The following is a 21,892-nucleotide window of genomic DNA, read 5'->3' on the forward strand; positions in this document are numbered from 1 at the left end:
GTTGAATTAACCTTTCAAAACATTTATCAAACTGCTATATGAAAGTTGCTTAATTTCTTCGAGAGGTTGATTTCTATTAATATTAAGTAATTCAATAGGAAATGAATTATTTATATAGTGTGATTTTTGTTTATTTTCTGATGAAACGACAATGATGCCATCAATAGAACCATCACTAAGACTCTTAATGTAATTCAATTCTTTAGTGTTACAATTAAAAGATTGATATAACAGAATTCTATATCCAAAGTTTTCAGCCGTCTTTTGCAAGTGACACAGTGAATGACTATAGCAGGTTTTAGTAACTTCTGGTAAAATTACAGCAATAGAACCTGTTTTTTGCATTCGAAGTGAAACAGCATAATTATTAGGAACATAATTATGCTGTTTAGCTATTGTTTTAATTGTGTCTCGCGTCGCCTTACTAATTTCATGCTTATTATTTAAAGCTTTTGATACCGTGGATATTGAATATCCAGATAGAGATGAAAGTTGTTTAATGGTTACCGCCGACGCTTTCAATTATTTATATTTTAAGTCACTTATTATACTAAGTGCATTCCTTGTATCGGATTCAATGTTAGCTAAATCATAGTTACCATCTGCACCCTTTGCTATTAATTTAGAACCCATACCAACGCAAGTTACTCCAGCTTTAAACCAGCCTTCTAAGTTTTCTCTATTTGGAGACACACCACCTGTTGGCATAATACTTGTCCAAGGTTGAGGGCCTTTAATAGCCTTAACGAAATCTGGTCCATAAATTCCACCTGGAAAAAGTTTTACAACCTCACAACCCAATTCTTCCGCTCTACAGATTTCCGTCAAAGAACCACATCCTGGAGACCATGCTACTTTACGTCTATTACAAACTATTGCAATATCTTCTCTTAAAACTGGAGTTACAATAAAGTTGGCACCCAATGCCATAAAACGCGAAGCAGATGCTGCATCTGTAACAGAGCCAACTCCCATTATCATACCAGGTAATTCTTTAAGTACCCACTTATTAAGCTCGCCAAAAACTTCATGAGCAAAATCACCTCTTGCAGTAAATTCCAATAATCGCGCACCACCATCGTATGTCGCTTTGATTACTTTTTTACTAATTTCTAAATCTGAGTTATAAAACAATGGCACCATGCCAGTTTCTTTCATAACATTTACCACTTCTATTCTTGTATAATTTGCCATAATCCTATCCTAAATCCTTCCCAAGGGAAAGATTTTTTATTTTAATTATTAATATTTATTTAAATCCAATTTAATATTTTTTTGAAATCATAATCTTCAGGGTTCGGTAGGTATTTTTTTGCTTTTTCATAGTCTTTCTCTTTAATGAAGAATAGATTATCTATAAATAATTGCGCCATATCCGAATTTATATCTACCAATCGTGGTGGGATTTTACCATTTTCGTCTTCAAAGTCTTTTAAAAATAAAGGCTTAATGTCTCCACTTGAATTTGCACTGACGATGCAGCCCGTAATGCCTTGATCGTATAATTTTTTAACGCCAATGCCCAATAACGTGCATAAGGTTAAATCGAAAGCAATAGGATTACAACATCTTAATTCGTAACCCAATTCTACTGGTCTCGATTTTATTTCCAAACCAATTTCCTTCAACTTAACTTGAAGCAAATAATTAAAAATATGAGATTTACTAACGTTTCCTAATTCAGGATGTCCATGATCGTCATATGTAAAATTGATGCCTGAATTGATAATTTCGTCTTCATCCATAAAATGAAAAACTCCTTCACTCACTAAAGCCACACCATATTCTATACCTTGAATCTTACATTTAACGATGGAAGATATAATCATATTGATTAACTTATCGAATGTAATGTTCGTTTTGTTAAACATTTCAGGAATAATCATCATTTGAAAATGACATGCCGAAGCAATTCCAAATGCTAAGTGACCAGCTGAACGTCCCATGGCCGACACCACAAACCAATTTTCACTAGTACGCGCATCTTCATATATCGTATTTCCTATTCTAACGCCTTCATCTTTTGCTGTATGAAATCCAAAAGTTGGGTTTCTATCAGGTAAAGGCAAATCGTTATCTATGGTTTTAGGTACATGTATATGAACCACATCCAAACTCTGGGTGTGAAGATATTTGGTTAATCTATTGGCAGTAGATGCAGTATCATCACCACCAATAGTGACCAATAATTTTACATTATTGTTCTTGAAAAAATCAGCTTTAAAATCGCTATCTTTTGGCTTGAATCTACTCATGATTAAGGTAGAACCTCCACGACTAAAAATACGGTCGGCATGATGAAAATCGAAAATTTTCACTTCTGGTTCGTCAGATAATAAGCCTTGATAACCATGATGAACACCAATGACTTCATAGCCAACTTTCAAAAATGTCTTGGCTAAAGTGCTTATTACGGTATTGATACCAGGAGCAGGACCACCTCCACAAATTATTGCTATTGATTTTTTCAAAATTAGAGGGTCTTAAATTATCGTGCTACACGTCCAGAGGCATCTCCACCCATTAATTTTTCTACTTCAGAAACTGTTACTAAGTTGGCATCACCTTTAATAGTGTGCTTTAAACAGGAGGCAGCAACTGCGAAATCCAATGCATTTTGATCATCTTCAGGATATTTCAATAATCCGTAAATTAATCCACCCATAAATGAATCTCCACCACCTACTCTATCTACAATATCAGTGATTTGATATTGACGTGTTTCGTACATTTTTTTACCATCGTATAGAACTCCTGCCCAAGTATTATGAGATGCAGAAATAGAACCTCTCAATGTTGTAATTACCTTTTTAGCTCTTGGGAATTTCTCCATCATTTGCTTACAAACGGATAAAAATGCTTCCGCCTTTACATCGTGTCCGTGCTTGTGAACATCTAAGCCTTCTGGATGAATACCAAAGTGCTTTTCAGCATCTTCTTCGTTTCCTAAAACAACATCACAATACGATGTTAATTCAGTCATTATTTTTTCTCTGTGCTTGTCATCACAAAATGTCCAAAGTTTAGCTCTGTAATTTAAATCCGTAGAAATAGTTACGCCCATATCACTAGCCACTTTTACAGCTTCTAAACATGCATCTGCTGCACCTTGTGAAATTGCAGGTGTAATACCTGTCCAATGGAACCAAGCTACATCTTTGAATACTGCTTTCCAATCGACCATTCCTGGTTCAATTTCTGAAATTGCAGAATGTGCTCTATCGTATACGACTTTGGATCCTCGACTAACTGCACCAGTTTCTAAGAAATAAATACCTAATCGGTCTCCTCCATAAATAATTTTATCTACTCCAACACCTCTTTTACGCATTTCCATCATGGCACATTCACCAATATCATTTTTTGGCAAACGGGTTACAAAATCTACAGGAACTCCGTAGTTGGCCAAAGACACAGCTACGTTAGATTCTCCGCCACCATAAATGGCATCAAAATTATTTGCTTGTGAAAATCTTAAAAAACCTTGTGGTGCTAATCTTAGCATAATTTCTCCAAAAGTGACTACTTTTTTCATTCTGAATAGTTGTTTATTTAGTTATAAAATTCTGTTTTGCTTAATCGATTAAGCAATTTTTTTAAAAATAAATCAAAACATATTCGCTTTGATTCTTATCGCTAAAAGATTATATTTGCTTAATCGATTAAGCAAATATATAAAAACTTGGCGAATAAAAAAAGAACAACATTAAAAGACATCGGAAATGTATTAAACATTTCTCCTGCGGCCGTTTCCAAAGCTATGAACGACGACTCTCGTATCAGTGATAAAACAAAGACAGCCGTTAAACGTGTTGCCAAAGATTTAAACTATCAACCAAACCATTTAGCGAGTGCTCTAAGAAAAGGGAAAAGTAATTTGGTTGGTGTTATTGTACCCAGAACCAACAGTAATTTCTTTTCTTCCGTTTTAGAAAATATGGAAGCTGTGCTTAATAAAGCTGGCTATAATATTATTATTACGCAATCCAATGAATCGTTTGAAAAGGAATGTCAAAATATAGATACTTTATTATACACTCAAGTCGATGGCATAATAGCTTCTATGGCAAACGAAACTGTTGACTTATCCCATTATGAAAAAATTAAGGCGAATGGTATTCCATTAATACTTTTTGATCGCGGTGAGAATGATCTCAATGTTGATTATGTAGGTATCAATGATTATGACAGTAGCCATATTATTGTAAAGCATTTAGTTGAAAAAGGTTGTAAACGTATCGCACATATTGGTGGATTCCGACGAACACGGATTTTTAATAACAGAATAAAAGGTTATGTGGATGCTTTAAAGAAAAACGAATTACCAATAGATGATAGTCTTATTATTGAAAGCTCGTTGACGCTTGAAGATGGCAGAAGAGAAATGCAACGTCTTCTTGAATTGGCAAACAGACCAGATGCTGTTTATGTGGCTAGTGATTATGCCGCTTTAGGTGCATTACAAGTTTTAAATGAGCGCCAAATACATGTCCCAAATGATATTAGATTAGTTGGTTTTGGTAATGAACCTTTCACTTCTTTAGTAAGTCCATCAATTACAAGTGTAGCTCAACACAGTAAAGATATTGGTCGGTTAGCAGCTGAGGCCTTTCTTATGCACGCTTCTAAAGACGAAATTAAACAAAGCCTAAATAAAATAATCTTGGATGCTGAATTGATCGTTAGGGATTCTTCAAGATAATAATTTGAGGTATAAAAAAGTGGTTAAACCTAAGTCTAACCACTTTCTTTTAAAATTATATAAAAATTAGCTAAATGCTAACGCTTAATTAGATACCTAAAGCTTGTCCACCTCCAATTTGGATAGTTTCAGCTGTAATAAATGCGGCATCTTTACTTGCCAAGAAAGAAATAACTCCAGCAACATCCTCTGGCTGACCTAATCTTCCTAGCATGATATTATTTGCCCAAGACGCAAACACTTCTGGTTTTGTCGCTTTAATTTGTGCATGAAACGGTGTATCAATTGTACCTGGCGATACAGCGTTGACTCTGATTCCATATTCAGCTAAATCTTTCGCCAAGGCTCTAGTGATGGCATGTACTCCAGCTTTAGATGTTCCATAGATTCCGGCTCCAGGTCCACCTGCAGTCCAACCTGCATTTGAAGTATAATTTATAATTGAAGGATGGTCTCCTTTTTTAAGATAAGGTATAGCGGCTCTTGATGCAAAAAATACAGAATCAAGGTTAAGTGCCATTACTTTTCTGTAAAATTCGGTTGTCATTTCCTCAAAACGAGATCGGCCACCTAATCCACCAGCATTGTTTACCAGTACATCAATTCTACCATACTTGTCACCTATTTTTTTAATATTGGAAGTCACAGCTTCATCACTTGTAACATCAAATCCGTAATATTCAGCAGTGATACCTTCATCAGTCAACTGTTTTACTCTATCTGCTCCTGCGCTATCTTCTATACCGTTTAAAACTACCGTATAGCCATCTTTACCTAATCTTTTTGCGACTTCAAAACCTATTCCTCCTGTAGCTCCTGTTACGACTGCTACTTTTCCTTTGTTACTCATTTTTTTTGTTTTATTCTAATTAAGTTATACTTGTTTTTAATTATGTTTTATTTATTCTAATAATCTTTAGGTTTTAACGGTTCAATTTTTGGACATAAGAACCAGACGGCAGAAAGTGCTATTATCGCTAATGCTCCACCGATTATAAATGCAGGCGTGTAGTTTCCTCCAGTTGTTATGAATGCAACTACATAAGTAAGACCTGCTGCGCCTAATTTGGCTGCCATACCAGAAAAGCCAGATAATGTACCGACTATTTTTCCGCTGAATAGATCACTCGGCAATGTTTGTATATTTCCGATTGCTATTTGAAATCCGAATAACAAAACCGCCATGATAAGTACGGCGCTCATTGCTGACGCAGGAGCTTTAAGCAAGAAGAAGCAAGGAATCATAATTAAACACCCCAGAGTGATGGTCATTTTCCGAGTTTTATCTACAGTCCATCCTGCTTTTATTCTGTTTTTGGCAAGTAAACCACCAAAGATAGCTCCGATCATTGCACCAACATAGGGTACCCAAGCTGAGAACGCTATTTCCTTAACATCCATTCCGAAAACTTCTGACAAATAAATCGGTATCCAGACAATAAATAGCCACCAAATGGGATCAATTGCAGCAGAAGCGATTACAACTCCCCAACTCTCTTTATGACTAAACAATTCGCCAGTACTAGGCGCATATCCTTGATCATAAGTTCCATCCTCATTAATATCTTGGTTTCTTTGTCCGGATAAGATATACTTTTTTTCATCATCTGTTAGCCATGGATGAGTTTTCGGTGGACTTTTAACCACATAAAACCAAGGAATTAGCCATAGGAATCCGAGTACAGCCACCACAATAAATATGGCTTTCCAATCAAAATAAACAGCTAACAATCCAATAATTGGATAGGCCACTATACCTCCTATCGCTGCTCCTGAATTGAAGATTCCCTGTGCAAGTGCTCTCTCTGTAGTTGGAAACCATTCTGCGTTTGCTTTAGCAGCACCAGGCCAGTTTCCAGCTTCTGCAATCCCTAATATAGATCTGAAGATTGAAAAACTTAACATGCCCTGTGCGAATGCATGCAACATTGTAGCAATAGACCATACACCAATAGAAAGTGCAAAACCCAATCTGGTGCCGATCCAATCAAAAATTTTACCAAAAAGTGCTTGGCCTCCAGCATAGGATAGAATAAAAACGGTTGATATAGTACCGTAAATGGCTTTATGACCATCCTTATCCATTTCAGGAAATAAGTCATTGGCAATATCTGGCCATAATGCTCCAAAAGCTTGTCTATCTATATAATTTATAATTGCGGCTAGAGCCACAAGCCCAACTACCCACCATCTTAAGCCATTTATTTTCTTACCTATTTGCATATTTATTTGAATTTAAGATGATTTTTTAACATTATAACAATATTGATACAACACAGTAAAGTGATCTTTCATTTTTTGCTTTGCCAATTTAGGGTCTTGATTCTTTATGGCGCTATATATAGCATTGTGCTCTTCAATTCCTTGGCGAGCTAAGCTTTTATCACAAACATGGTACTTTTCAAAATTTGTAATTATTTCTGGTGTAATTAACAGCATGAAATTATTTAATGTGGCATTACCACTCGCTTTAGCAATCGCTAAGTGAAATAATAAATCCTCCTGTACCGCTTCTTCTCCTCTAAGTACTTTATCTGAATAAGCATCCAAGGCTGATTTTATTTTTGTTAAATCCTCATCTGACCTTCTAAGAGACGCTAAGCGTACTGTTTTTAGTTCCAACAGAATTCGTGTTTCAACTAAAGATTTAAAGTTTGGTTCTTGCAGGCTTAAGATTTCATCTATCATTCCATTCATGGCAATAACGCCGATATTGGCAACAAAAGTTCCGCTTTGAGGAATAGAATCCAATAATCCGTAAGTTTCTAATTTTTGAATGGCCTGTCTGACATTACTTCTAGTGACGCCGAATTTTTCGGATAAGGTTCGCTCTGAAGGTAATTTATCACCTGGCTCAAGATTTTTGAAATTTATGAGATCCTTAATTTTTGAAATAATTGTATTCTGAATATCTATACTGTCTGCTTTTGCTAATATTTCTAATTTCATACCTAAAAATTTATAAATTGGTTACCCAGATTAAACCTGATAAAGTTATATAAATAATAAACAAACACTATAAAAAATAAGGACTATTTAATAGTGCTTAAAGAATTCTACCAGTAAAGGTAATTTGGCAGAATTCAATAAGCGACTAACTCAAATAAACTTATTAATGACTGATTTCTAATTCGTAAAACCTCACTTTAGCGTAAGCACCTTCGTCTCTGGATTGAAAGTAATTTCCTGCTTTAAAATAATTTTCAAATATGCCCCATTTTTTGATGTGGATACTTTCATAAGATTTAAATTCACTATCATTTAAAATAATAAGCATTTTTCCGTCCGTAACTTGAACTTCTAATTTGAATTTTCTGAAATCTACTTTTTGCTTAAAATTAAATCCTTCATCATCATCCCAAGCATCCTCATGCAATATCTCCGTATCTGAAGCATTTAAATTTTTCAGTATTTTAGTCTTAACCCTAATCTTTCCTTTATCCCAATAGATTTTTAATATTGGTGGCGCATTGTTATCATCTTCTCCAATAAGATCGCGCTGTTCGTTGGTTAATCTTCCATGGATTTGCATAATGATGACACGATGGTATTTGCCATCTTCGTCCCTAGTAACTTCATCCATGGCCAATTTGGCCATCATGGTGCCACCTTGCTCAAAGGTCCAGTTTACATTATTCTCTCCAGGCACCATTTGCTCTCTTAACTCTGACCTTGAATATTTAGTGTTTCTAGTCGTGGAACTGGTTGGCATGGCATGAAAGACTATAGCTCCTTTTGTAGAGTCTATATAAATATATGGCTTTGCAACCTCTACACTAGCAAAATTTGAAATCTCTGGCGGTTCTATTTCGTAAGGCTTCCCTTCTTCGTTAGTTACCGGTAAAGTGACTTTCCAATGACTGAGGTCGATTTCTGGAAGTTTTACTTTTTTCCGTTTCTTTCGTTTCTTCTTTTTTTTGTCCTTTTTTTCAACTTTAGTTTCCGAGTCTGTAACACTACTTCCCTTGTTCTGGGAAGTAGCATTAACAGATAGGAATGCTATCATCAATACTGACAATAAAAATTGTTTTGAGGAAACTTTGCTCATTATAACTAAATTATAAAATAGATCTAGTTTGCATATACCTTAACATTATCAATCCATGCATCTTTTGGAGTAACGGCATAAAACAATACAGAAACTTCTCCACTATCGTTAGAGGTAAATGGAATCTGAACTAATGTCCCAACCGTATCAGAGAATTTCCCTTGAGCTATGGTTCCAACATGATTACCTAAATTAGAATCAATATCAGCGATAGCATCGGCACCATCAATATAGTGACCATCTAAAACTATACCTACAATTCTTCTTCCACCAATAGGATCGTCTGCAGTATCATCTTTTATAGCATATTCATATTCCAAGATATAATCCGTATTAGGTGTTAACGTAACTGCTTGGTATGCATTTCTCGAGCTAGAACCTTGTTGCGGCCCACCAGATTGACTTGAAGTCCACTTTGCACCTCTTGTTTTAGACCCGTTATCGGTTCCATCATAATTTGTCCAAGAACCATCAGAACTTGATCCAAAAGGCGTTGTGGTTCCGTCTGTAAAAGTAGCAAACCTCCATTGAGCCGTACTTAAATCGAAACCACCATTTAAAATTGTTGCACTAGGATCCTTAGTTAAAATAATATTATCTACACTAATAGTTGCATGATCGTTAGCTGTACCACCTGCTCCTACTTCAAATTTAATTTCATCTATTCTAACAACTGGTGCTGAAAAATCTGTAGCTAAATCATAGCTGAGATTAGCCCATTCACTATCAACTAAATCTATACCATCTAAAACATACTCATCATCATTATCACCATTTATCAAAGTTATTTTTAGTTTATTAATACCTTCCGCAAAAACTGAATGAACATCAAAGTGAATATCCGTTGCACCAATACCATCTGGGTTATCGTTTGCTGGCGATGCAAAAGCATGTGCCACGACAACTTCTTCATCTAATTCAACGACTCCAGCTTCAGCGCCCAATCTTGAAATTTGAATGATGTCATTTCCATCAATTGGTATAATGTTAGCTATAACATCTGCTACATCTATTCTGTTTTCCCAAGAAAGTAAACTGCCATCGAAATCCATGCCGTTACTAAAAATAGCGAATACATCAGAATCATTACCGTCTGGTGATGTAGGTGTTGTACTTACAGTCGGTGGCGTATGAATAACTGTTACATTCTCTGATTTAGTAACGTCCGATTGACCTGTTGCTTTTGCAGTAACTGTTATGGTATACGAAACCTCCTCTACTTCATTAGGGTAGTCATACGTAGCAGAACCATTCTGCTCCGAAATAGTAGCAGTACTGCCGTTATGTCCAAAATCTACTACATAAGAATCAACACCAACAGACAATGGTGTTACCGTAACAACAGTTCCATCACCACTTGGAGTCACTTCAAAACTTGACAAAACGATACTTGTCATACCAGGTGAAGCAATATTATCATCATCACTACAAGATGATACCATAAGTCCTGCTATTAGCAAAGTACCTATTCCTTTTTTTATTAAATTCATAATTATTTAATTTATCTGTTTATTGAATACTAATTAAATCAACTCTCAATTCAAAACCTGCATAGTCAAGTCTAAATCTCAAATTCTCTGTTTCAGACCCTGTTGTAAATGTGTATGATATCTCATAATACTGTCCAGAAGTAGCAGAGGCTGGAATATCTTCATTAACGAAATTTTGTCCACTATCTGCATCTTGAATTAAAAGCGCACCACTATTGGTACTACCAGGAACACTTACATGCCAAAAAGTAATTGTATAGGTTGTAGCAGGGCTTACTAATATAGTTTGATCCAGCCATTGCGAACTACTAGATAGTTTAGCACCTGTACTGCCATCTGGAGGCGTTGGACCTGAAGACCCTGTAAAAGTACTTGTTTCCCCTCCGTTTCCTGCCCAAGGTGTTCTAGGACTGCATTCAAAACTAGGACATTGAAATATTGGCACTAATTGATCTATAACTTCTACATCAATTGTAATTGTTGATGACTGACCATTAGAATCACTGGCAGTTAGACTAACAGGGTAAGTCCCTACTCCGGCAAAGGTATGTGATGGATCTTTCAAATTAGAAGTTACTCCTCCACCAAAATCCCATAAATACGTATTAGCTTCAATAGAAAGATCTGTAAAATTGACGATTCTAAAATCCTCTTGATCCGATGCATAGCTAAAATTTGCAGATGGAGGCACTGTATCTGCCTTTGAATTTGCATCTGGTAAATCATCTCTAAAAAGTTCATCACCGACACAGCTAACCAAAACACTAGATGTTGCAATTAAAGTTAACAGCAGCAATGTTGTTTTACGGAAAATATTCATTTTATTTTTCATATTTTAAATATTTATATATTAATTTAATAACCTGGGTTTTGCCCTAAAAGACCACCACTTATATTTCTTTCTCTTTGTGGGATTGGCAGAAATAAAGCCTGTCTCGGATCATAGGTATACCCCATTTCTACAGAATGATCGCTTAAAATATCATCTAGAACACCAAATCGCTTTAAGTCAAAATAGCGTTGATTCTCAAAAGCTAATTCTACACGTCTTTCACGTAAAAGTTCTGCTTTAGTAACAGCAGTTACAACATCGGTTAAACCCGCTCTGTCTCTAACTCTCTGAAAAGAAGTTAAAGCAGCAGAATTATTAGTTGAGGTCGTCAACGGACCAGCTCCCAAAATCGATTCTACGTGCATTAAAAGTACATCCGCAAATCGTATGGCAATATAATCATTACCAGCATTACGTGCATTATCTCCATAATTTGAGCTACTATCAAATCCATCTGGGAAAAATTTAGCTACTTCGTTTTCATCAGGTGGAAGCGATCCATTGATATCTGTTATAGAAGTTGCTGTTCTATTTCCACCATACATTTCAAAATCTAATCTAAGATTAGCATTTACTATATTTTGACCATCTTCTCTACCTGCACGAACCGAAGAGGTAAATTCAGATGAAAAACTTTGACTTTCTTCTGCAACTCCTGATTGGTATTCTATAGCAAAAATGATTTCATCATTTAATTCTGAATAAAAAACATCATTATAATTACTTAATAAATCATATTCCATACTGTTAATAATAGCTTCACACAACTGTTGTGCCCCACTGTAATTAGGACTTGGTTGTGTCATATACACCTTTGCTAACAAAGCTTGAGCAGCAGCTCTTGAAGCTCTTCCTTTGTATGAATTATCTAAAACATTAACTGCTTCTTGCAAATCTTCTACAATTTGTAAATAAATTTGATCTGAAGATATTCTTGTGAAAAGTGCTTCGTTATCTGTAGGACCTATCACTGATGTCACTAATGGCACATCTCCAAACAACCTAACCAATTTAAAATAAGCATAAGCTCTTAAAAATTTAGCCTCAGCAGTGTAACTTGCTTGATTCTCTTGATCTGCTATATTTATAAAATTTAAGATATTGTTCGCTCTAAAAATCACTTCGTACATGGATTGATAGTAGTCTTCAGATTCCACATTGTTCGCATTAACTACATATCTGTGAAAATCAGATTTTGAACCCTCTAATGTTGAATTTCTTGTATTATCAGTACGATGCTCCGTTAATAAATGTTCAAATTGAACTCCTCTATTAGATTCACCAATATTAGTTGTCGTATTTTCATTTGTCCCTTGAAGCGCATCATAGATTCCTATTATGCCTGACAAAACATCATCATCGGTTTGAAAAAATGAATCTACCGTAATGGCTGAATCTGGCAATGGATTTAAAAATTCGTCAGTGTCACAGGAAACAATAAAGAGTCCTGTCAATGTTAAAATTAAATATTTTATATGTTTCATAATTTATTTTTTTTTAAGATTAAAAATCAACATTCATACCGAATGATATAGTTTGAAAAATCGGGTTACCTGCTCTTTGCGAACCATATGCTCTTGGATTATCTCCGTCTATATGCTCTGGATTAAAGCCATGGTAATCATCAGCAGTAACGTACAACAAATTTTGACCTGTTGCATAAATTCTTAGCCCATTGACACCTATTTTTGATGTTAAGTTTTCTGGCATATTATACCCAAGGGTAACATTACGCAATGAAAAGTAATCTGCACTCGCAATAACTTCGCTTGTTAACACCTTTTCTTGAATAAAAGATTCATCGGGTACTAGTCCGTCTGCAACTGCTTGAGCTTCTCCACCACTTCTGGTTCTATTTCCAAACCAATTGTAAAAATATTGATCTCCTATATTATTTACCTGTGCACCCAAACTTCCCTGAACCATAAATGAGAAATCAAAGTCACCTATTTTAAATTCATTAGTAAAACTATACACTAAATCTGGATATGGGTCACCTAAAATAGTTTTGTCTTCTTCAGTAATTAGTCCATCACCATTTAAATCTTTTACGATAGTATCATCTGCTTGGCCATTAATTCTATTCCAAGGATTGTCAACATAGGTTGTTCTAAACGTAGTATCATCATACGCCTCTTCATCTACAACGTAACCCCAAAAAGATGATATAGGCTCACCTATTCTATTAATCCATTGAGAATTTCTACCATAAGTATCTTCGATTAGTGCATTATTAGAATCACCAAAACTCAGTAATTCATTTTGATTTGTAGAAGCAATGAACGTTGTATTCCATGAAAATTTCTCTCTTGAAATATTTCTTGTTCTCAATTCAAGCTCCCAACCTCTATTTTGCACTTCACCTAAATTTACTATACCACTTGCAAAGCCAGTAATATAAGATGTAGGATTTTCTAGTAACAATTCATCACTGGTTCTTTGATAATAATCTATTGATCCTGAAATTTTATTATTAAGAAAACCAAAATCTATTGCTGGGTTAATTTCCTCGGAAGCTTCCCATTGTAATAAAGCGTTTGCAATATTACGCGCTGAAACACCTGGGACTATACTTCCGTTAACAATAGCATTTGATCCCTGTAACAAAGCTAGATAAGGCCATGAATTAACTATGTCATCACCGACATTAAAGTTCTCGGCACCAGTACGCCCATAACTAGCTCTAAACTTTAATCTACTTATAAGATCACTATCAGCTAAGAACTCTTCATTATGTAAATTCCAACCTATTGAAGCTGCCGGGAAATTTCCCCACTTAGAATCTATTCCAAAAACTGAACTACCATCACGTCTGAAAGAAACTGACGCTAAATATTTATCAGCATAAGCATACGAAGCTCTAGCAAAATAACCTATTTTTTTCAGTTCCGTATTGATTTCTGAAAATTCAGAGATTGCGGTTGCACCTTCTAAATTTGGAAGCAAATCATTGGTATATCCATTACCTATAACTTGGCTATTTTCACTTTTTCTTTGCTGTATAGTTACTCCACCAAGTAAACTAACTTCATGATCTGCAATTACCTTATTATACGCTAAAGTGTTATCTGATATAATTCTGATTCTATTTCGATTTTGCAAATCATATTGTGCTCTGCTATTACCATTGGCATGATATTTAGTTCCGTCCCATCGTGTTCTCTTTCGTTGCTCTAAAGTAATACCTAGAGATGTTTTTGCTGTTAATCCATCTAAAATTTCATAACTCAAGTATGTAGCACCATACAACTTTGTATTAAACTCATAATGCTCTCTTTCCACATATTGCGCATAAGGATTTGAATCTCCTGACGTACGAGGTCTACTATCACTTCCATCGTTATCTAAATCTAATTCAACTAGATGATTCTCGAAGAAATAATCACCTACTCCAACATCAGAATATTGACCGCCACCTATGTTTCTATCAATAAATTGTAGTGTTTCTTCAGTATGATATATTGGCAGCCATGGGGATTGACGTGTGGGATTGTGGATTGAGGTAGGTAATCGTCTTTGCTCTGAATAAGATGGAGTGGCACGCAAACCAAATTTAAACCTTTCACCTAATTTTGTATCCAATTTAAGGGCAGCAGTGTATAATTTGTAATCATCTGTAATAACAACGCCTTCATCATGCAAATATCTTAATGATGTGCTAAATTTTGTACTTTCAGAACCCCCACGCGCCGCGAAAGAATGACTTGTAATTGTACCTCCATCAAAGAAAACATCTTGCCAATCTCTATCAACACCTGTTGTAGCTACCAACAATTGTGCATATTGAGTTTCCTCCGAAAGTGTTCCTGTCGCTGCTTGTTCAATTCTAGCCCAATCCGCTACACTCTTTCTATAATCATCACTTCCGTGCGCATCTTTAAATCCTATATAGGTTTGATAACTGAATTTTGTTTTACCTGCCTTACCACTCTTAGTTGTAATCATTATTACTCCATTTGCTCCTTCACTACCATAAATAGCTGCAGATGCCGCATCCTTTAAAACTTCAAAAGATTCAACATCGTTCATATCTAGATTTCCTAAAAAATCAGAACTTACAACTATACCATCAACCACTACCGCAGGACCAGAGTCCGCTGAAATAGACCCAACACCTCTAATTGTTATTGTCGGCGCACCTCCAGCCTCAGCATTTGTAGCTTGGATATTGACCCCAGATACTTGTCCAATAAGAGCATCATCTACCCTAGATACAGTTATTTGATCTAATTTCTCATTCTTTACTTTAGAAATCGCTCCGGTTAAATGACTTTTCTTTTGAGTACCATAACCTACTACCACAACCTCATCCAGTACACTAGTATCTTCTGCTAATTGTACATTGAGTGTTTGTTGAGCGTCAATAATCACAGTTTGTGTCACATAACCAATGTATGAGATTTGCACAACGTCTCCACTTTTGACCTCTAATTGGAAATTACCATCAAAATCGGTTGTTGCTCCTTTTGTGGTTTTAAGAATAATAATATTTGCACCTGGTATGGGCATATTATCAGTTGCAGAAGTAACCGTACCTGTTAAGGTATAGCTATCTTGTGCAAAAATCATTACACTAAAGAGCAGTGCAACAACTGAAGTAATTTTAATTTTTAGATTCATAATTCATTGTTTAGATTAATTGTTAGATACTTATTTTGAATAGTTGATAATTTTCAATAAAAAAATAGGACTTTTTTAACACCAATACTTAGTATATCATCCGTTTTAAATTTGGTAAACCAAACTGGTTTACCAAATTGGTTTACCAAATTGGTTTACCAAATTGGTTTACCAAAGATATATAAAATTTTGTTAATTATAACGTTTTCGTAAAAATTAAATGTTAAAATAGTAAATGTTTAAGTTAAAATAGTAAACATAAAAAAAATCGAACTACTACTTCCTAATACCTCAAATATAACATCGGAACGTTTATTCTTATTACTTTTTATCTCCAAAATAAGATACGCCATCACCACTTAAAAAATCTTCTCTTACAGGACTAAAAGTGTCGATGAGTTCACCCGCTTCCAAGCACACAGCACTATGTAATAAATTGGGCTCAATATATACGCCATCGCCTGCTTCCACTATTTGCTTTACGCCATCAATTTCAAATTCAAATTTACCTGACACACAAAAGGTAGCTTGTGTATGGAAATGTTGATGTGGAGACCCTAATGCGCCTTTGTCAAATTTTACTCTAACCATCATAATTTGGTTATCGTAACCTAAAAATTTTCTAGACACGCCTCCACCAAGTTCTTCCCAATCCATGTTTTTTGTGACAATGTATTTCTCGCTAAATCGTTTCATAATTTTAATTTAATTGTTTTTATTTAAAATAATAAGAACCTGACCACTCATAATTCTTATTATTAATTTCTAATTTATGTGTTGGTTTGTTTGAGGCATTTGTGTTTGCCGTTATAAATATTTTGGTAGTATCATTTATAGTAGTTATTGCGATTGCCGTATAATCTTCTGTATCTAAAACCACTTCTATAGCTTTAATATTACTGTTAGAATTTATTGCTGATTCTGATACTGGACTATAACTACCATGTGCTTCTATTGTAGATACAAATAAAGTATTTTGTGTATTTTCCCGTCTTATCATGAATGCAGCCTCTCGTCTTAAATTGAATTCTGGATCGTTAGCGCCAATTCTTGTAAATAATAGATTGTCATTAGTATTTGTAAGCGTTGTTAGGGTATAGAACTTATTCTTATTTAGCCAAGACAGTTTGGAGTTGTCTGTTGAAGATTTTGTAGAACCTTCCAAAAATAAATGTTGATAACCATTTTTAGTCCCTAAAGCATTTAGGGATTCAGGAGTATTATATTCAAAATTGGCTTTTATGACTTGACCTAAAAAATAAAATGGATAATCATATTGATTTGCTGTGTCTGATGTAATCTTCATTATATCCAGCATAAACGGTTTTTCGAATGCTTCATCTTTTATGATGGCCATAGTACGAAGCAGTTCTGTTCCAGGATATGCATTTTCTTCTTTAGCACTTACAACTTTTACATTTTCATTTTCAGAGGAAAAATAGTTAAGAACGGAATGATGCTGACTGCCAATGTCATACTTCCCAGAAAAATGAGAGGTTTCATTTTGTGTAATTGTATTATGGGCTATGGTTTGTTTTGCCCAAGTTTTGTTTTCCTTTAGATAATTGCCACCACCTTTTTGTTCAATATTTACAAATCGTGCCAAACCATAATCTTGAATAACCTCATCACCATTTTCATATAAGGAATAGGACAGCTTATCATAATGGCCATGACTGGAACCTTGCGCTGCATATTTAAAAACAAGTTCTAAATCTTCATTTCTTAAAATACCAACACCGCCTTGTGTTCCATCTGGTCCATCGGATAAGTTAATTGATTTTTTCTCGAATGGTTTCGCTTCTCCATTTTTAATTCCAAGCGCAACTGCCAAACCTGAATCATCCAACAATACGTGATTCTGTTCTTTGGCAATACTTAATAGACCAGGATCTTGGTCTCCGTAATGGTAAGAAATGTCAACAGCTGTTACCAAAGCATTATTATAATAAGACATTCCTTTTTGCCCATCGTTTAGCGGAAAGAAATCACCATCGGCATCCGATAAGTTTAACAAGGCTTTTATGGACTTAATAAGTACGCCATTTTTATATTCAAATATCTTTAGTTCTGGTTTTACATTATGTAGTCCTTCAGCAAAAATTAAAAACGGATACATGGCATAACGTTGGTAGTAAGGTCCTTCGTTATAATAACCATCGGGCGAAAATGGTTCTTCAATATTGGCTAAAAAACCGGCTTTTCCATCTTTGTTTAAATAACCACCATCATCATCTTTTTCATTGGTATTTAATTTTAAATCTTTAATGCCATATAAAGCACGATCAATTAATTCTTGGTCGTCCATAACCAGACCAATCATACCAACAGCTGCATTTCCCCAAGTACTATGGTTATGAACTCTTTGGTAAAATTTCGGGTTTTCAATCGAAATATAATCAGCAAAAGGTCTAAATAAATTTTTCTCTAGTTTGTTACGTTCTTCCTCGGACAAATACGTATAGATACAATCATAAGCTTGACTCACATACACCAACCAATTAGAATCGTTTAGACATTGCCAAAACAATTTTCCTCTGGCATAAGACCGGGTTTTAGGATGTACTGGCAACGTATTATAGAGCGCTTCATATTGCATCAACATGTCTTTTGCATATTTCGCGTATTTTTCGTCATCTAAAATTTGATATAACACACCCGCTTTTTGTAGCACGACCCAATTTCGTTTGTGTCGTACATGTGTATAACCTCCAGAGTAATCCTTTGGGACAGGCACGTCTATACCTGCTTCAATTTCGGCATCAATTTCTGCTTTTACTTTTTCTAAGGTCTTATCAAAAATTGGAATTGTTCCTAGTTGCGCCCTAATGTCTTTTACGCCTTGAGCTGTTAAAATTAGTTTTGGGTGTTGTTCTTCTTCAGTTGTAACCGTTTTTAAGGCGGATTCTTCTTTGCAAGACAATGCAAAAAGTAGTATCGAAATTACTGAGAATATTTTAAGCTTTTTATTCATTCTTGTTAATCAGAAATTATATTGGTTAACCAATCTGGTTTACCAAATATACGATAATCATTTAATTATGAAATTTTTTTCAGCTTTACATATTATAAACACCTCCATTAATATCTAATGTTGCGCCCGTTATAAAGCCATCAAATTCAGATGCTAAATACAAAACTGCTCTTGCCACATCGTCCGCATTTCCAGAGCGATTGATTGGAATGCCTTCAATGGTTTTCGCTGCAGATTCTTTTGTAGTATGTGTATTGTGAAAAGAAGTCCCCAAAATTAGACCTGGTGCAACTGCGTTAACACGAATACCTTTAGGCCCAACCTCTGTAGATAATGCTCTCGTATAGGTTAAGATAGCTCCTTTACTAGTTGCATACACTAGAGATCCTGGATGACCACCTTTACGTCCTGCTAATGATGCTAAGTTAACAATACTACTATTCTCATTTTTTGCTAAATGAGGCACTCCAGCTCGAGTTACAAATTGCAGTGAGGTCATATTAATATCCATGACTTTATGCCAGAAATCGGCATCCAACTCATCTAGCATTTTACGAGCTACCAATGAACCTGCATTATTAATTAGGATATCTAAACTTCCTAATACTTCAACTGTTTCTTCCACTACCTTATTGGCGTCTGCTTCGTTTGTTAAATCACCTTTAATAGCAATTGCTTTTTGTCCTTTATTTGTTGCATAATCTACCAATGTATTTGCAGTATCAGCACTAGAGAAATAGTGAATTGCAACATTTGCTCCACTATCTATAAAATGTTTTGTTATGGCTTCACCAATACCTTGTGCTCCTGCTGTGATAAGGACATTTTTTCCTGCTAATTTATTATTCATAATAATGTTATTTTACTTTATCGTTTTTACTGAAATACCCTTCGTTGGAAACCGCATTCTTACTTACCGTAATGCTTCCATCTTTAAACCACACTTCTGCATAATTACCTGTTTCATATTGTTTAACAATATTACCTCCATATGTTTCACCACCATTCGTTACACCATTGGTTTGATTGTAACAACCTAGTTTAAAAAAAAGTCCTTCACCAGCATATGCATTTTCGCGCTCAACTCCGTCTCTACCTCTTGGAATGTACAATTTTCTTGTCTGTAAAGGAATATCTCCATTAGTAGTGTATTCCGATTCAATTAAGTTTTTAGTGAAGGTTTTAGTGTCATGACCGTCACTTTTAAAGGTTAAATACATCATACCATCTTTAACCTCAACTTCATAACTAAATTCTTCCCCTAATTCAATACCATCTTTTGGTTCTTCAGAATAGGTGTTTTCGGTTTCACCAACAACTGAAAAATCATGACCCCAAACTGCTGTAGAAAAATCCCATCGTCCGGAATTGTCATCACCTTTTGTATTGATTTCATAATTCCAAAAAACCGAACCTTTGGTATGTCCAGGGAATTTTTTATAAAATATCTTAAGCGGTTCATTCTCATGCCCATCGGCACTGTGAATTTGCCCAACAACTACTGAGTATGCAGACCCTTTTGTGGCATCACCCGAAACGGACACATTCATTATTTTTAATTTTGCTGTTAGCCTATCATCAGCGCTTTTTGGATACCATTTTTTGGTTTGCGCTAATTCTGTTCTCGTGTTTTTTGAAGTACCATGTGTATTTCCCCCATTCGGTGTTTTAAAAACGACCCAATCTATTTGGCTGTTTGTTGTGGTGTAGAAGTAATCGTTATGTTCAAAATCGTTTGCTATTCCGACGTTAGAACCATCTCCTAAAATGAGTTTCCAATGGTCAAAAAATGGAATGACATCACTTGCGTAAGTTGTTTGTTTTGTTTCTACTTCAGCTTCATCTGGTTTTTTAGTTTCATTTTTACAGCTATTTAGCGCAAGTATTACTATTAAAACTAAGGTTGTTGATTTGAAAACTTTATTCATAATTAATGTTTTTAAATTTTAAAAATATTCAGTTAAAGCAACGATTCCGTTATACGAAATGACTAAAGAAAAGAACAATGCTGCGAACAAACCAATGTTTATTCCAAGTCCTGTTTTATAGTCTTTCATCACTTTTTTATTGTTGACAATTAGTATAATGCCTAATATCACAGCTGGCAATACAAACACATTAAACACCTGAGATAAAATTTGAATCTCAATTGGATTTGCGCCAAAAGCAGGACCTATTAGCGCGACTAAACAAGCGATTGCTGTTATAATTCTGAATTGTTTTGAATTGGTGTCTAACTCACCAGATTGATAATCTGCAATTAATAAAGGTGCAATTAACAGGCACGGAAAAATGGAAGATAATCCAGCACTTAAAGCTCCAAAAAAGAAAATGGTTACAGCCCATTTGCCAGCAACTGGTTCTAAGGTATTTGCCATATCCAAAACATGATTCACTTCTTTTCCATCGTAAAATAAAGCTCCAGCAGCTACAGCCATAATGATTCCGCTAATAAAGAAGATTAAGATAGCAGCAGTAATCGAATCTCTTTTTTGTTGTCCTAAGTTTTTAATCGTCCAGCCTTTTCCTTTTACGAATAAGGGACGCGATAAAAAAGTAGCTGCTGCCATAGTGGTACCTACAAACGCAGCGACTAACATTTTTCCGCCAGGTACATCTGGTATGGTTGGAATTAATCCTTTAACGACATCCACAGGTAATGGTTGTACAAAGAATAATGACAATATAAATGATAGTGCCATCATGCTTACAAAAATGACCAGAATCTTTTCAAAAAACGTGTACTTACCAACCAGTAATAATAAATAAAATATGACTATTATGGTAATAGCTGTTGCTAAAACAGTCTCGTATTCATAAGCTGCTAATCCTTCAAAATTTATGGCTAAAATCTCGTAAATGATATTAGAAGAAATTCCTAAAATTCCCATTAACGAATTCCATTGACCGAATGTGACACCAATGATGATTAATATCGCTAATGCTTTACCGTATTTCAAATGTTTTTTAAATCCGAAGAGCGCAGTTTCACCTGTAATTAATCCATAATTACCGTAGACAAACATTAAAATTCCTGAAAACAAACAACTAAGAAAAAGCACCCATAATAATTGCATATTAAACTTGCTGCCTGCAACAATCATAGACGTTACACTACCTGTACCTATGGTGTAACCTATGGCGAAAATACCTGGACCAAAACTTAATATGATGGCAATAATTTTTTTGAGAAAAGATTTCCTTGGTGTTGTTGCATCCATAATAT

Annotated in this window: 18 protein-coding genes; 1 reads left to right on the forward strand and 17 read right to left on the reverse strand. The window is 35.0% G+C overall.

Annotation, left to right across the window (positions count from 1 at the left end; genetic code table 11):
- Positions 1-6: 6 nt before the first annotated feature.
- The 4 genes from HM990_RS12745 to HM990_RS12760 are packed head-to-tail and all read right to left on the reverse strand — an operon-like array spanning position 7 to position 3,535.
- A complete protein-coding gene (locus HM990_RS12745; RefSeq protein WP_178989310.1) occupies positions 7-522 on the reverse strand; it encodes a LacI family DNA-binding transcriptional regulator in 516 nt (171 codons plus the stop codon).
- Positions 523-1,194, reverse strand: coding sequence for a bifunctional 4-hydroxy-2-oxoglutarate aldolase/2-dehydro-3-deoxy-phosphogluconate aldolase (locus tag HM990_RS12750; protein WP_178989311.1), 672 nt, complete (start codon positions 1,192-1,194; stop codon positions 523-525).
- Between the two features lie 59 nt (positions 1,195-1,253).
- Complete coding sequence (locus HM990_RS12755) at positions 1,254-2,471, reverse strand: 6-phosphofructokinase (RefSeq protein WP_178989312.1); 1,218 nt, start codon at positions 2,469-2,471, stop codon at positions 1,254-1,256.
- A gap of 17 nt (positions 2,472-2,488) precedes the next feature.
- Positions 2,489-3,535, reverse strand: coding sequence for a sugar kinase (locus HM990_RS12760; protein WP_178989313.1), 1,047 nt, complete (start codon positions 3,533-3,535; stop codon positions 2,489-2,491).
- A 147-nt stretch (positions 3,536-3,682) separates the two neighbouring features.
- Here HM990_RS12760 and HM990_RS12765 point away from each other — a divergent pair, with 147 nt between their 5' ends.
- Positions 3,683-4,702, forward strand: coding sequence for a LacI family DNA-binding transcriptional regulator (locus HM990_RS12765; RefSeq protein ID WP_178989314.1), 1,020 nt, complete (start codon positions 3,683-3,685; stop codon positions 4,700-4,702).
- A gap of 88 nt (positions 4,703-4,790) precedes the next feature.
- Here HM990_RS12765 and HM990_RS12770 read toward each other — a convergent pair whose 3' ends face one another.
- The 13 genes from HM990_RS12770 to HM990_RS12830 all read right to left on the reverse strand — a co-directional run bounded on the left by HM990_RS12770 (position 4,791) and on the right by HM990_RS12830 (position 21,887).
- Entirely contained in the window at positions 4,791-5,552 is a 762-nt protein-coding gene (locus HM990_RS12770; protein ID WP_178989315.1) for an SDR family NAD(P)-dependent oxidoreductase, read from the reverse strand.
- Positions 5,553-5,608: 56 nt separating this feature from the next.
- Positions 5,609-6,925, reverse strand: coding sequence for an MFS transporter (locus HM990_RS12775; protein WP_178989316.1), 1,317 nt, complete (start codon positions 6,923-6,925; stop codon positions 5,609-5,611).
- 12 nt (positions 6,926-6,937) lie between these two features.
- Complete coding sequence (locus HM990_RS12780; protein ID WP_178989317.1) at positions 6,938-7,651, reverse strand: FadR/GntR family transcriptional regulator; 714 nt, start codon at positions 7,649-7,651, stop codon at positions 6,938-6,940.
- A gap of 163 nt (positions 7,652-7,814) precedes the next feature.
- Positions 7,815-8,750 (reverse strand): polysaccharide lyase family 7 protein, encoded by a 936-nt coding sequence (locus HM990_RS12785; RefSeq protein WP_178989318.1) that lies wholly within the window; start codon positions 8,748-8,750, stop codon positions 7,815-7,817.
- A 23-nt stretch (positions 8,751-8,773) separates the two neighbouring features.
- Positions 8,774-10,240: a hypothetical protein gene (locus tag HM990_RS12790; protein ID WP_178989319.1), complete on the reverse strand. Its 1,467-nt coding sequence runs from the start codon at positions 10,238-10,240 to the stop codon at positions 8,774-8,776.
- A gap of 19 nt (positions 10,241-10,259) precedes the next feature.
- Positions 10,260-11,072, reverse strand: coding sequence for a PKD domain-containing protein (locus tag HM990_RS12795; RefSeq protein ID WP_178989320.1), 813 nt, complete (start codon positions 11,070-11,072; stop codon positions 10,260-10,262).
- 23 nt (positions 11,073-11,095) lie between these two features.
- On the reverse strand, positions 11,096-12,556 hold the full coding sequence (locus HM990_RS12800) for a RagB/SusD family nutrient uptake outer membrane protein (protein ID WP_178989321.1): 1,461 nt from the start codon (positions 12,554-12,556) through the stop codon (positions 11,096-11,098).
- 19 nt (positions 12,557-12,575) lie between these two features.
- Positions 12,576-15,692 carry a SusC/RagA family TonB-linked outer membrane protein gene (locus tag HM990_RS12805; protein ID WP_178989322.1) on the reverse strand — a complete coding sequence of 1,039 codons (3,117 nt, stop codon included), beginning with the start codon at positions 15,690-15,692 and terminating at the stop codon, positions 12,576-12,578.
- A 321-nt stretch (positions 15,693-16,013) separates the two neighbouring features.
- Positions 16,014-16,388: a cupin domain-containing protein gene (locus tag HM990_RS12810; RefSeq protein WP_178989323.1), complete on the reverse strand. Its 375-nt coding sequence runs from the start codon at positions 16,386-16,388 to the stop codon at positions 16,014-16,016.
- A gap of 19 nt (positions 16,389-16,407) precedes the next feature.
- Positions 16,408-18,666 carry an alginate lyase family protein gene (locus HM990_RS12815; protein WP_178989324.1) on the reverse strand — a complete coding sequence of 753 codons (2,259 nt, stop codon included), beginning with the start codon at positions 18,664-18,666 and terminating at the stop codon, positions 16,408-16,410.
- A gap of 85 nt (positions 18,667-18,751) precedes the next feature.
- Positions 18,752-19,516 (reverse strand): SDR family NAD(P)-dependent oxidoreductase, encoded by a 765-nt coding sequence (locus HM990_RS12820; protein WP_178989325.1) that lies wholly within the window; start codon positions 19,514-19,516, stop codon positions 18,752-18,754.
- Between the two features lie 7 nt (positions 19,517-19,523).
- Complete coding sequence (locus HM990_RS12825; protein ID WP_178989326.1) at positions 19,524-20,594, reverse strand: polysaccharide lyase family 7 protein; 1,071 nt, start codon at positions 20,592-20,594, stop codon at positions 19,524-19,526.
- Positions 20,595-20,612: 18 nt separating this feature from the next.
- Positions 20,613-21,887 carry an Nramp family divalent metal transporter gene (locus tag HM990_RS12830; protein WP_178989327.1) on the reverse strand — a complete coding sequence of 425 codons (1,275 nt, stop codon included), beginning with the start codon at positions 21,885-21,887 and terminating at the stop codon, positions 20,613-20,615.
- Positions 21,888-21,892: the final 5 nt, after the last annotated feature.

Origin of the sequence: Winogradskyella schleiferi (genome assembly GCF_013394655.1) — a bacterium.
Taxonomy (GTDB): domain Bacteria; phylum Bacteroidota; class Bacteroidia; order Flavobacteriales; family Flavobacteriaceae; genus Winogradskyella; species Winogradskyella schleiferi.